The 12,726-nt window shown below is 68.1% G+C and carries 12 protein-coding genes; 11 read left to right on the forward strand and 1 reads right to left on the reverse strand.

Annotated features, from left to right (window positions below; genetic code table 11):
• Positions 1-31 precede the first annotated feature (31 nt).
• The 7 genes from ACYQ8L_RS03235 (at position 32) to ACYQ8L_RS03265 (ending at position 4,631) form a co-directional block, all read left to right on the forward strand.
• Complete coding sequence (locus tag ACYQ8L_RS03235) at positions 32-631, forward strand: FmdE family protein (RefSeq protein WP_459940331.1); 600 nt, start codon at positions 32-34, stop codon at positions 629-631.
• A gap of 44 nt (positions 632-675) precedes the next feature.
• Positions 676-966 carry a universal stress protein gene (locus ACYQ8L_RS03240; RefSeq protein WP_459940332.1) on the forward strand — a complete coding sequence of 97 codons (291 nt, stop codon included), beginning with the start codon at positions 676-678 and terminating at the stop codon, positions 964-966.
• Positions 967-994: 28 nt separating this feature from the next.
• Positions 995-1,930 carry a cation diffusion facilitator family transporter gene (locus ACYQ8L_RS03245; RefSeq protein ID WP_459940333.1) on the forward strand — a complete coding sequence of 312 codons (936 nt, stop codon included), beginning with the start codon at positions 995-997 and terminating at the stop codon, positions 1,928-1,930.
• A 36-nt stretch (positions 1,931-1,966) separates the two neighbouring features.
• Entirely contained in the window at positions 1,967-2,563 is a 597-nt protein-coding gene (locus tag ACYQ8L_RS03250; RefSeq protein ID WP_459940334.1) for a (Fe-S)-binding protein, read from the forward strand.
• Positions 2,521-2,925 carry a putative zinc-binding protein gene (locus ACYQ8L_RS03255; protein WP_459940335.1) on the forward strand — a complete coding sequence of 135 codons (405 nt, stop codon included), beginning with the start codon at positions 2,521-2,523 and terminating at the stop codon, positions 2,923-2,925. The genes ACYQ8L_RS03250 and ACYQ8L_RS03255 overlap by 43 nt, the downstream gene beginning before the upstream one ends.
• Complete coding sequence (locus tag ACYQ8L_RS03260) at positions 2,922-4,109, forward strand: threonine synthase (RefSeq protein WP_459940336.1); 1,188 nt, start codon at positions 2,922-2,924, stop codon at positions 4,107-4,109. The genes ACYQ8L_RS03255 and ACYQ8L_RS03260 overlap by 4 nt, the downstream gene beginning before the upstream one ends.
• A gap of 117 nt (positions 4,110-4,226) precedes the next feature.
• Positions 4,227-4,631 (forward strand): molybdenum cofactor biosynthesis protein MoaE, encoded by a 405-nt coding sequence (locus ACYQ8L_RS03265; protein WP_459940337.1) that lies wholly within the window; start codon positions 4,227-4,229, stop codon positions 4,629-4,631.
• A 520-nt stretch (positions 4,632-5,151) separates the two neighbouring features.
• Here the strand turns inward: ACYQ8L_RS03265 and ACYQ8L_RS03270 are convergent.
• Positions 5,152-5,475 carry a YnfA family protein gene (locus ACYQ8L_RS03270; protein WP_459940343.1) on the reverse strand — a complete coding sequence of 108 codons (324 nt, stop codon included), beginning with the start codon at positions 5,473-5,475 and terminating at the stop codon, positions 5,152-5,154.
• A gap of 383 nt (positions 5,476-5,858) precedes the next feature.
• Here ACYQ8L_RS03270 and ACYQ8L_RS03275 point away from each other — a divergent pair, with 383 nt between their 5' ends.
• The 4 genes from ACYQ8L_RS03275 to ACYQ8L_RS03290 form a co-directional block, all read left to right on the forward strand.
• Entirely contained in the window at positions 5,859-7,865 is a 2,007-nt protein-coding gene (locus ACYQ8L_RS03275; RefSeq protein WP_459940338.1) for an aldehyde ferredoxin oxidoreductase family protein, read from the forward strand.
• 20 nt (positions 7,866-7,885) lie between these two features.
• Positions 7,886-8,440: a 4Fe-4S dicluster domain-containing protein gene (locus ACYQ8L_RS03280; RefSeq protein ID WP_459940339.1), complete on the forward strand. Its 555-nt coding sequence runs from the start codon at positions 7,886-7,888 to the stop codon at positions 8,438-8,440.
• Positions 8,441-8,575: 135 nt separating this feature from the next.
• Complete coding sequence (locus tag ACYQ8L_RS03285; RefSeq protein WP_459940340.1) at positions 8,576-11,707, forward strand: FAD-dependent oxidoreductase; 3,132 nt, start codon at positions 8,576-8,578, stop codon at positions 11,705-11,707.
• Between the two features lie 181 nt (positions 11,708-11,888).
• Positions 11,889-12,726, forward strand: an 838-nt coding sequence (locus ACYQ8L_RS03290) for an aldehyde ferredoxin oxidoreductase N-terminal domain-containing protein (protein WP_459940341.1), incomplete at its 3' end; no start/stop codon positions are given.

A 12,726-nucleotide genomic window follows, 5' to 3' on the forward strand; every position in this document is an offset into this window, starting at 1 on the left:
GTCCACCCACCCTAACCAAAGGAGGTGCAGCATGCAGTTCGACGAACTTTTCGACATGGCTCTGAAGTTCCACGGACACCGGTGCCCGGCCATGCCCATGGGTTTGCGGGCGGGGCTGGCAGCCATGAAGGCGCTGGGGGCCGAACGGGCCCAGGACAAGGAACTCTACGTGATCTCCGAGACCGGTAAGGGCCACGCCGCCGGGTGCTTTCTGGACGGCATCATGGCCGCCACGGGGTGCACCTACGGCAAGTCGAACATCGAGAAGAAGTACTGGAACAAAATGGCCTTCACCCTGGTGGACACCCAAAAAGGCAAGGCCGTCCGGGTGAGCCTGAAGCCCGAGTTTTTCGAGCAGGCGCTCCAGTCCCCCTTCGTGCAGCAGCGCCGCCAGGGGGTGCCGCCCCAGGACGTCCCCGCGGAGATCCTGGACCCCTTGCTCCAGCGGGTCCTGTCGCTGCCGGAGGAGCAGTTCCTGAACATCTCCGGCCCCTTCGACTACCCGTGGGAAGGCGGGAAGGCCTGCTTCGACGTGGTGCGCTGCGGGCGCTGCGGCGAGACCGTGTTCACCAACGCGGTCGTGGAGAAGGACGGAGAAAAACTCTGCAAGGGCTGCGCCCAGCCCGCGTAACAGCGCGCGGCCTCGGCCACCCGGGGGGCATCCCGCCCTCCCGGGTGCGGCCATCCCCCCGGGCATCTCGTCCGGCGGACCTCGCCCCGACCGATCGGGACCACCTGTTGCGGCTCCAGGAGACGCTGCGCGCCGCGGGCGCCCGGGAGGTGGACATCCGGGTCGAGGCCGGCCGCCCGGCGACACGCATTCTGGAGATCGCGGCCGACTGCGACGCGAGCCTGCTGCTCCTGGGCACCAGGGGCCTGGGCTGGGCCGAGGAAGTGGTGCTGGGCAGCGTGGCCCACCACGTGGCCCGGCACGCCGACCGGCCGGTCCTTCTGGTGCCCGGATGAGGCGGGCGACGGACCCGAGGAGGCCGTGATGTCCCACGACCACTCCCACTCCGCGGTTTCCGGACGCCGCCTCGGAATCGCCATTGCGCTGAACCTCCTGATCACGCTTGCGGAGGCGGTGGGCGGGATCGCCTCCGGAAGCCTGTCGTTGTTGTCGGACGCGCTTCACAATCTCAGCGACGGCGTCTCCCTCGGCGTGAGCTGGATCGCCCTGCGGCTTGCGGCACGGCAAAAGTCGCACCGGTACACCTTTGGGCTGAAACGGGCCCAAGTTCTGGCGGCGGCCTTGAACAGCGGAGCCCTCGTCGCCATCTGCCTCTATCTCTTCTGGGAAGCCTACCAACGTCTGCTGGCCCCACGACTCGTGGATGCCGGTCTCATGATCGCGGTGGCATCCGTGGGGTTGGCGGCAAACCTGGCGGGCACCCTCCTGTTGCGGGAGGGGGCGAAGGCCAATCTCAACGTCCGGTCTTCGTACCTGCACCTTTTGAGCGATGCGTTCTCCAGCGCGGCTGTCATCGGCGGCGGCGTGGCCATGGCGTTTTGGGGCGTTTGGTGGGTGGACCCGGTGCTGACCGTGTTGATCGGGCTGTACGTGCTCAAGGAAAGCGTGGCACTCGTGGTCGAGGCCACCCGCGTGCTTCTGCTGGCGGCGCCCGAGGACATTTCCCTGTCCGAAATCCGCCTTGCCCTGGAGGAGTTCCCGGAGGTCCGGAACGTGCACCACGTCCACCTGTGGCGGGTGGACGACTCGGACACCCACTTCGAGGGGCACGTGGACCTCGAGGAGGACATGCCGGTGAGCCGGGCGGCCGGGCTTCTGGATCGCATCGAGCGCGTGTTACACGAACGCTACGGCATCAACCATACGACCGTGCAACTCGAGCGGGACCGCTGCGGCGACAAACGCCTGGTGGGCCCCGCCCCCGGCAGCGCCGGATCGACGTCCTGGTGCGGACGATGAGCCGGCCGCGCCCGGACCCTCGAAGGAGAAGGCATCATGTCCCTCATCTCGTCCTATGACGTCGAGGTGTTTTCCCCACCGTGCGATCCCGGAACCGAGCGGTACGCTGCCAAGGTGAAAACCCCGGCCGACCTGTCGCCGGTTCTTCCCTACCTGAACGCGGTTCTTCGCGGGGCCGTGTACCACAAAACGACCCCCGCGCTCACCTGGACCCGGGGAGGCAGGCGCATCGTGTTCCACCCCCACGAGATCGCCATCAACAACCTGGACGATCGCGAACAGGCGGAAAAAGAAGCCGCCGCCGTCGTGGAGGTGGTGAACCGGACCTGGGACCGGAGAGCCGAGATCACCCCGGACGAATCCACCCACGAACCGCCCCCGGCGCTGGAACTGTACAAACACCTGCCCCGGACCAACTGCCGGGACTGCGGAGAACCCAACTGCTTCGTGTTCGCCTTGAAACTGGCGGCCGGGCAGCGGAGCCTGGATCACTGCCCCCCGTTGCAGGAACCCCAATACGAGGCGCACCGACGGGCCTTGCAGACGCTGCTGGGCCGACGGCGCGGCAGCCGAAAGGAAGGAGGAACACCATGGGCGATGCCACCTGTGCGTGCGATGCCGCCCCGACCCTGATCTTTCCCTGCTCCGGCGCCGCCGACGTGGGAGAGATCGCCGACCGAGCGGGGCGGGAACTCACCCGCCGGGGCGTCGGCAAGATGTTCTGCCTGGCCGGAATCGGGGGCCGGGTCAGCGGCATCATGGCCTCCACCCGGGCCGCGGCCAAAGTGGTCACCCTCGACGGTTGCCCCCTGGCCTGCGCCTCGAAAACCCTGGAGCAGGCCGGCTTCACCGGATTTTCGCGGGTGGGCCTGGCCGATCTGGGTCTCGCAAAGGGGAAAACCCCGGTTTGCGAGGAGGCCGTGCAGCGGGTCGTCGGCGCCGTGGAGGGCCTTTGCCGACCCGGGGGCGCGCCTTCCGCGGGAGCCCCAGCGTGAGGGACCCGGGCCGGGCCCCCGCTCCGGCGGGGCCCGCACGCCTGCGTTGCCTCGACTGCGGCCGCGAGGTGCCCCCGGACCGGTACCTGCGCGAGTGCCCCCGCCCGGGATGCGCGGGGGTGCTTGCGTTCCATTACCCGCACGGACCCGGCCCTCGCTTTCCGGATCCGGCGCTTCCCGGGACGTGGCGGTTCGCGCCGCTGCTTCCGGTGGCGTCCCCGCTCGGGTCGCCCCTTCGGCTGGCCCCCACCCCGCTGGTTCACAGCCGCCTCATCGGACCCCGCCTGGGACTGAGGGCCCTCTACCTCAAGGTAGAGTCCGTCCACCCGACCCGCACGTTCAAGGACCGCGAGGCCCTGGTGGCCGTGTCCCGATTTCTCGAAATCGGCGTGGACCGCTTGGTGACCGCGACCACGGGCGATTCCGGGGCCGCCTACCTGCGGGCCGCCGTGCGCGCGGGGATGGAGATCACCGTGTTCGTGCCGCGCAATGCTGCGGAACGCTGGGGGGAGATTACCGAAGAGGTCCTGGCCAACGAACCCGGGGGCACCGGCACGTTCCGCACGATCGTGGCGGGGGAAACCTTCGACCAGGCCATCCCGGCCGCCGAGGAGCACGCGCGGGCCACGGGCACCCCGATGGAATACGGGTTTCGCAACCAACTTCGGGTGGAAGGCATGAAGACCCTGGCGTTCGAGGTTCTCGAAGCCCTCGGCGGCGTGCCCGACGTGTACCTACAGGCGGTGGGCTCCGGTGTCGGGCTGTTCGCGTTCCGTAAGGCGTGCTTGGAGTGGAAGGGGGCCCGCCCCACCCTGGTGGGGGTGCAGCCGAAGGGATGCAACCCGGTGGTTCGCGCCTTCCGGGGAGATCCGGAACCGGTCGGACACCCCGCCACCCGGGTCCTCGGCATCGCGAACCCGTCGCTCCCGTCGTCGTGGCCGCGACTCCGGGCGATCGGTTGCCGCTTCGTGGACGGGTTCGCCTCAGAAGACGAACCGGAGCCAAAGGCCGCGAAACGCATCCTGGAGGAACTGGAGGACGAGGGGATCCCCGATGCCGGGATGGAGGCAGCCTGCGCCCTGTCCGGTCTCGAGGGCATGGTCCGGGACGAGGGGATCCCCCCCGAGGCGGCCGTGGTGGTGGCCGTCTCCGGGGGCTTGCGGCGGGCCGATTTGCGGCGGTGATTCGCGCCCCCCCTCCTCCCCGCCGTTCCCCGGAGTCGTGGATGCTGCCTTCCCCCGCAGGGACCCCCGGGTTCGGCGCCCGGAAAACCGAACCCGGCAGCGCCCAAGGAGACGACGATGCGCCGATACGAGGCAGAACTCTACGAGACCGAGATCCCCGTGCTCGACCTGTACGCGCACTTCCTCCGGGCGCAAGGGGAGGGGACCGGAACCATCGTGCTCCACCACGGGCGGGTCAAACGTCCGGGGAAGGTGGTGCCCTCCTTCGCCGCCGTACGGCTGGAGGTCGTCGTCCCGGACCCCGAAACGCGACTGGGGGAACTCTGCCGAAACGCGGTGGAACGGTTCGGGCTCGACGCGGCCTTCGTCGCCCATCGCGTCGGGACGGTCGGGCCCCGGGACACGGTTCTCGTCGCCATCGTTTCCTCCCCCACCCGCGACCGGGCGTTCGACGCCTGCCGCTTCCTGGTGGACGAGATCAAACGGGAAGAGATCCTTCGCCTCGTCGAACTCCCCGCCTGAAACCGAACGTCGGCGCGCCTCCGCGGTGCCGGGAGCCTCGACGGCAAGCCGCCGGGCGGGACTCGGAATTCAGAGGACAGGAGCCAGGAACCCCCTGCCCGCCGTCCTCGGTCCACTGCCCCCTGACATACACGCCGCTCCCCCATCGGGCTCTGACCCGCCCGTTACGAATACCTTCAAAAGTATTGCCGGGGGGCGGGGGGACTGCTTCCGGCCTGGTGCGAGCGCGGCCGGAATCAGTCCCCATGCCCGCGCGATCCCCTTGCGCGCCTTTATTGACGCCGGGTTGATATCAACCCTGCGGCTGAATAGGAGCGCTTCGGGGCGTGGGGCCTGCTGGAACTCCGGGCGTGGCTCCTACAGTGGCCGGATGCCGCACTCACGCACGGCCGGAAGCAGGCCCCACGCCCGGGCGCCCACGCGCGCCTTTATTGGCGCCGGGTTGATAGTACCTCGCCGCGCCGTGAAGCCCCCCCGGTGGCCCTAGGGGGATTCCTTCGTTCCCGCCCGCCTCGTTTCCCTACCGCGGCCCGTAGAGGATGAGACCCACGCCGGCCAGGCACACGAGGCTCCCGACGGTGTCCCAGCGGTCGGGCGCGACGCCGTCGATGCCCCAGCCCCACAGCACCGAGAGGACCACGAACACCCCGCCGTAGGCCGCATACACCCGGCCGAAATGGGGAAAGGCCTGGAGCGTCGGGATGATCCCGTAGAGCACCAGCACGATTCCGCCCCAGAACCCCAGCCATCCGCTCCGGCCCTCCCGGAGCCACAGCCACACCAGGTACCCGCCCCCGATCTCACACAACCCGGCAAGGAAGAACAAAACCCCGGCCCGCAGCACCGCCGCCATCCAACTCTCCTTTCAGGACATCCGCTTCTCGAACTCCAGCGTACCCGGGGGATCCGAAGCGAACCCGTCAACGTACCACCGGGTCGTTCAGGTTTACCCGCGGACTGGTTAGTTTCCACCACTCGGCGGGGGACGGGCGCCGGTCCCCCCCGGAAAGCCAACAGGGGGCAACCGGCGCGCAGCCCGCCGACCGCCCCGCCGGCGGATCTTCGGCCCGGTCTTTGCATGTGCCCACTATGATTCCCATGTCCTGCGGGCCACTCGCCGGATCCGTCCGGGGCCCGTCGGGCATCGGGAACCGGGGCCGCGGGGCCCCACGGCACGGAGCCCCCGGTGTCTTTTCTTCCCTTTTGCGGCACGAACGTGAGGAAACCATGCGGTATGCGGAAACCGGCGTCAACCTGGAGATCGACCTCTCCAGCGGCAACATCCAAAAGGTGGTGACCGACCCCGAGGAAACCCGGCTGTACCTCGGGGGGCTCGGCACCAACGCCAAGATCATCTGGGACCGGGTCCCACCGGAGGTCGATCCCTTCTCGGAGGACAACCTCCTGATTTTCAGCGCCGGACTCCTGTGCGGCACCCCGGCCATCGGGTGCAACCGCACGATCGTCTCGACGATCTCGCCCCAGACCCGGCTCATGGCCTTTTCGATGATGGGCGGGTTCTGGGCCCCGGAGCTCAAATACGCCGGGTACGACAAGGTGATCCTTCGGGGGAAATCCCCGGATCTCGTGTACATCTGGATCCACAACGGCAAGGTGGAGATCCGGGACGCCCGGCATCTGGCCGGCAAGGGCGCCATCGAAACCGCCGAGATCATCAAGAAGGAACTCGGCCAGCCCCGGGCCCAGGTGGCCGCCATCGGCCTGGCCGGGGAGAACCGGGTGTTTTTCGCCTCGATCGAGCAGGGCCGCTCCAGCGCGAGCCGGCTCGGGATCGGCGCCGTCATGGGGGACAAGAACGTCAAGGCCATCGCCGTGCGGGGTACCGGCGACGTGCCCGTGGCCCGGCCCGACGAGTTCCTGAAACTCTGCGACGAGGTCATGGACTACATCCAGTGGCGGGCGGCGAACCCGATCAAGGGGGTGATGCCGATCCTCGCCGGGCTGGGATCGCCCCAGGAGATGGCGATCCACGACGAGAAGTGGCACACGGAGAACTTCATGTGGGGGAACTCCCGGGTCCGGCGCAAGGGCTTCTGGACCGAGGAGGTGGAGAAGGCCTGGACCGAGACCCTGGAAAAAGCCCGGACCCGGCTGATCAGCTGCTACAACTGCCCGATGAAGTGCGGGGCCACCCTGAGCCTGCCGGGGCTTCCCACCTACATGATGAAGTGCTTCTCCAAGCTCACCTACACCATGGCCGCGTTCTCCGACCTGGAGTTCGGACTCCGGATCGCCCAGCGGGCCACCGAATACGGGGTGGACGGGTTCTCGGCGCCCCAGGTGATGGCGTTCGCCGTGGAGCTCTACGAGAACGGCATCCTCACCGACGAGGACATGCCGGGGTTCCCCCAGGACAACGAGGAGCGGTTCTACTGGCTTCTCGACCGGATCGTCCGGCGTGAGGGCATCGGGGACGTGCTGGCGGACGGCACCTACTGGGCGGCCCAGAAGATCGGCAAGGGCGCCGAGGCCTACGCCCACAACACGATCAAGAAGCACGAGCAGCTTCCCCTGAAGCTCTCGATGCTCAACCCCATCTATTTCCTGATGTACAGCACGGGGGAGAAGATCAACATCACCCAGATCGAGGGGCAGTTCCCCCAGGCGCCGTTCCCCACCCGGGAACAGCGCGAGGAGTTCGTCAAAGACTGGTTCCAGGTGCCCGACGACCGGTTCAAGGAGTACTTCGTGAACTGGGAACCCCGGGGCGAGAACTCGATCCCATACTACCCGACCCCGGAGATGTGCTGCCACATCGTGGATTGGCAGGAGACGATGCACTACATCGACGACGCCCTCGGCATGTGCGCCGGGCTGTCGTCGTTCCCGCTGAAGCCCCCGTACCACATCCACAACTACCCCAAATTCCTCTCGGCCGGCGCCGGGTTCGAGATGGACGAGGCGAGCCTCAAGAAGGCCGCATGGCGGTACCGCAACCTGGTGCGGGCGAACAACATCCGCCGGGGCATGCGCCGCAAGGACGAAAAGCCCCCGGAAAACCATTGGAAGCACCGGTTTCCCGAACTCGAAAAGAAACTCCTCGACACCTACTACGCCTACCGGGGCTGGAACGAGGACGGCATCCCGACCAAGGAGACCCTGGAGGACCTGGGCCTCGGCTTCGTGGCCGAGGAGTTCGTGCAGAAGGGCATCCTGAAGGAGGGGAGCGGGGCCGAGGCCCCCGACGCCTCCCCCGAAACCCCGGCCGGGTGATCCCAAAGGTGCGTGCCGACATGTCTGAACCCAAGAAGAAAACGAAAATCGTCAAGCGGATTCATATCGACGCGGACAAGTGCAACGGCTGCCGGGCCTGCGAGATGATCTGCTCGGCCTGCCACGCCTCGCCCAAGTACAGCACCAACAACCCGGCCCGGGCCCGGATCCGGGTGCTCACCGACCCCCTGCGGGACGTGTACGTGCCCGTGTACGCCGGCGAGTACACCCCGGCCGAGTGCATGGGCCGCAACACCTACACCCTCGACGGCAAGTTCTACGACGAGTGCGCGTTCTGCCGGGCGGCGTGCCCCTCGCGGGCCGACTTCAAGGAGCCCGACTCGGGCCTGCCCCTCAAATGCGACATGTGCGAGGACCTGGACGTGGAGGAACCCCTGTGCGTCAAGTGGTGCCTCGTGGACGCCCTCACGTACGAGGAGGTGGAAGTGGAGGTGGACGAGGACGAGGAGGCGGAACGGCTCGACGACGTGGAGGTGGGGCTGGAGTCCCTCATGGATCGGTACGGGACGGACACCGTGCTCGAGGCCTTGGCCCGGCTGGCCAAGAAGGACTGAGCCGGCCGGAACGGCTTCGGGCCGCGGGCACACCGCGGGTCGGACGGACTGCCGGGACCAAGGGTTTCGGTTGTCCCGACTTCGTAGCTTCCTAGCATTCTGGCTTTCCAGCCTTCTAGCCCGACGGGAGTAGCCATGGCGAAGGAACTTTTGGAACGGCTCAAGGCGCAGGGACTTTTCCGGAAGATCGGCGACGCCGAGTTCGGCGACGTCATGGTGGTGGGCGGCGGCATCAGCGGCGTCCAGGCCGCCCTCGACCTGAACGACGCCGGGTTCAAGGTCTATCTGGTGGACTCGGCGCCATCGTTGGGCGGCCACATGGCCCAACTGGACAAGACCTTTCCGACCAACGAGTGCTCCACCTGAATTCTCGCACCCAAACTGGTCGAGGTCGGCCGGCAGCCCAACATCGAGGTTCTGACATACACCGAGGTCGAGAGCGTGCGGGGCGGCCCCGGGGACTTCCGGGTGCTCTTGCGGAAGAAGCCCCGGTACGTCAACGAGGAGAAGTGCACGGGGTGCGCCGTGTGCGTTGAGTACTGCCCCGTGCAGTGCCCAGACCCGTACAACCAGGGGCTTTCGCTCAGCAAGGCGATCCATATCTACTTCTCCCAGGCCATCCCGCTCATCACCTACATCGATGACTCGTGCCTGTACCTGAAGGAGCGAAAATGCGGCATCTGTGAGGCCGTGTGCCAGGCCAAGGCCGTCGATTTCAAGCAGACCGAGGAGACGGTGGAGGTCCGGGTGGGGGCCGTGATCCTGGCGCCCGGGTTCGAGGCCTTCGATCCCAGGCGGCTCCAGGAGTACCGCTACGGCGAGTTCGCCAACGTCGTGACGAGCCTCGACTACGAGCGGATCACGAGCTCCACGGGCCCCTTCCAGGGCCACATTCGGCGGCCGTCGGACGGGAAACCCCCGAAACGGATCGCCTGGCTCCAGTGCGTGGGCTCGCGGCAGGTGCGCGAGGGCGCCAAGAGCTACTGCTCGGCCGTGTGCTGCACCTACACCCAGAAGCAGGTTCTCCTGACCAAGGAGCACGAGGCCGACGCCGAGTGCACCGTGTTCCACAACGACATCCGGGCCTACGGCAAGGACTTCGAGCCGTACTACCAGCGCGCCGAGGCCCTGCCCGGGGTCCGGTTCATCCGGAGCTACGCCTCGATCACGCGGGAGGACCCCGAGACCGGGCGGGTGACGGTGCGCTACTCCACCCCGGACGAGGGGGTCAAGGAGGAGGAGTTCGACCTGGTGGTGCTCTCGGTGGGGCTCACCCCGCCGGCCGACGCCGAGCGGCTGGCCGAGGCCTTCGGGGTGGAGCTCACCCACCACGGGTTCGTCAAGGTGTCGCCGGACAACCCGGTGGAGACGACCCGTCCGGGTGTGTTCGTGAGCGGCGCCTTCCAGGGCCCCACCGACATCCCCGAGTCGGTGTACGGGGCGAGCGCCGCCGGGTCCCAGTGCGGCCGGCTGCTCAACCGGCGGCGGGGCAAGCTGGCCTCGGAGCGCACATACCCCCTGGAGAGGGACGCCTCGGGGGAGGAGCTCCGGATCGGGGTGTTCGTGTGCCACTGCGGGGCCAACATCGGCCGCGTGGTGGACGTGCCCTCGGTGGTGGAGGAGGTGAAGAAGCTCCCCCACGTGGTGTTCGCCGACGATCAGCTCTTCTCGTGCGCCACCAACTCGGCCAAGGACATCACCCACGTGATCCAGGAACAGCGCCTGAACCGGGTGGTGGTGGCGGCCTGTTCCCCCCGGACCCTGGAGCCCCTGTTCCGGGACACGCTCAGGGAGGCGGGGCTGAACCAGTACTACCTCGAGATGGCCAACATCCGGGAGCACTGCTCCTGGGTGCACTCCAAGGAGAAGGAGGAGGCCACCCGCAAGGCCCTGGACCTCGTGCGCATCGCCGTGGCCCGGGCTGCCCGGCTGGAACCCCTCCAAGAGTTCGACCTCTCGGTCACGAAGGCGGCGCTGGTGGTCGGGGGCGGCGTGGCCGGCATGACCGCGGCGCTCCACATCGCCGAGCAGGGGCATCTGGTGTACCTGGTGGAGCGCGAGCCCGAACTCGGGGGCACGGCCCGGCGGCTGCGGCGCACCCTGGAGGGGCTCGACGTCCAGGCCTTCCTGCGGGACCTGGTGGCGAAGGTCCACCGCCACCCCCTGATCCACGTGTACACCGGGGCCACCATCACCGACGCCTGGGGCTACGTGGGCAACTTCGTGACCCGGGTCGAAAGCCGGGGGCGCACCGAGGACCTGCGGCACGGGGTCACCATCATCGCGACCGGGGCGGCCGAATACCGCCCGAGCGAATACCTGTACGGGGAAAGCGACCGGGTGGTCACCCACCTGGAACTGGAGGAGGCGATCGCCCGCGGCGACGAGCGGGTGACGGGGGCCGAGTCCGTGGTGATGATCCAGTGTGTGGGGTGCCGGATCCCCGACGCGCCGGGGCAGGACGAGGCCCAGGGCTGCTGCACGCCGACCGAACGCAGCGCCAACTACTGCGCCCGGGTGTGCTGCAGCCACGCCGTCAAGAACGCCCTAGCCCTCAAGGAGACGAACCCCGACGCCGACGTGTACGTGCTCTTCCGCGACATGCGCACCTACGGCATGCGCGAGGACGCCTACCGGGAGGCCTCGAAACGCGGGGTCACCTTCATCCGGTACACCCCGGAAACCCGACCCGAGGTGACCGAGGGGGACGGCGGGCGGCTTAGGGTGCGGGTGACGGACCCCATCCTCGGCACCGAACTGGCGATCGATGCCGACATCGTATCGCTCGCCGCGGCGGCGGTGCCCCAGGACGACGCCCCCCGCCTCGCGCAGATGTTCCAGGTGGCCCTGGGGCCGGACGGGTTCTTCAAGGAGGCCCACGTGAAACTCCGGCCGGTGGAGTTCGCCACCGACGGGGTGTACCTGTGCGGGGCGGCCCAGTATCCCAAGCACCTTCCCGAGGTGGTCAGCCAGGCCCAGGGCGCGGCCGGCCGGGCCGTGGCCCTGCTCACCCACGACACGGTGGTGGCCTCCGGCGCCGTGTGCGACGTGGAGGAGAAGCGCTGCATCTCCTGCGGCCAGTGCGTGGAGGTGTGCGCCTACGGCGCGATCGAGCTGGGCCCCAAGGGCCGGGCCTCCGTCAACCCGGTGCTGTGCAAGGGCGACGGCCTGTGCAACGCGGTGTGCCCCACCGGCGCGATCACGGTGCGCCATTTCACGAACGAGCAGTACGAAGCCGAAATCGAGGCGGCCGTAGGGGAGGGGTGAGGTTCAATGGGGCGTGGGCCTGGGGGCCCACGCCCCGGCCCGCCTCCCATCCCGCCGGGATCGTTTCCCGGTCCCGTTCCTCTCGCCGACGCCAGCGACTGGCCCCTGCGCTCAAACGCGATACGCTGGGGACCGCCCCAGAGTCCCGGCCCCTTTCATTGTTCCACCGGAGGACACCCCCATGCGATTTGCGGAAACCGGAGTGAGCCTGGAGGTCGACCTGACCACGGGCAACATCCAGAAGGTGCCCTCGGACCCGAAGGACACGGAGATGTACCTCGGCGGCCAGGGTACGGCCGCCAGGCACCTCTGGGACCGGGTGGGCCCGGAGGTGGAGGCCTTCGATCCGGAGAACCTCCTGATCTTCAGTACCGGGCTTCTGGTGGGGACCCCCGTGCCGGGCGCGAACCGCACCATAGTGAACACCATCTCCCCCCAAACCGGACTTTACGCCCACTCCATCTTCGGCGCGTTTTTCGGCCCCGAACTCAAACACGCGGGCTACGACAAGATCATCTTCCGGGGCAAGGCGCCGGATCTCGTGTACCTGTGGATCCACAACGACACCGTGGAACTCCGGGACGCTACCCACCTGCGGGGCAAGGGCGCCCAGGACACGGCGCAACTGATCCGGGAGGAATTGGGGGTGCCCGAGGCCCAGGTGGCCGCCATCGGCTTGGCGGGTGAGAACCGGGTGTTCATGGCGACCATCGAGCATTCGAGCGCCAGCGCCTCCCGGGGGGTCGGAGCCGTGATGGGGGACAAGCGCATCAAGGCCATCGCGGTGCGGGGCACCAAGGACATCCATCTCGCCCACCCCGAGGAGATCTTCAAGCTCTCCCTCGACATGTTCAAGGCCATCGGCGACAACCCCCTGGCCGGCGACATCATGGCCCACGAGGACGACGAAGAGTTCCACGTGGACAACTTCGCCTGGGGGAACGCCCGGGAGCGGATCAAGGGTTACTGGAACAAGGAGCGCGAGGAGCGCTGGAAGAAGATCACGGAGAGCGTCCGGA

It is taken from the genome of Deferrisoma palaeochoriense (assembly GCF_054656955.1).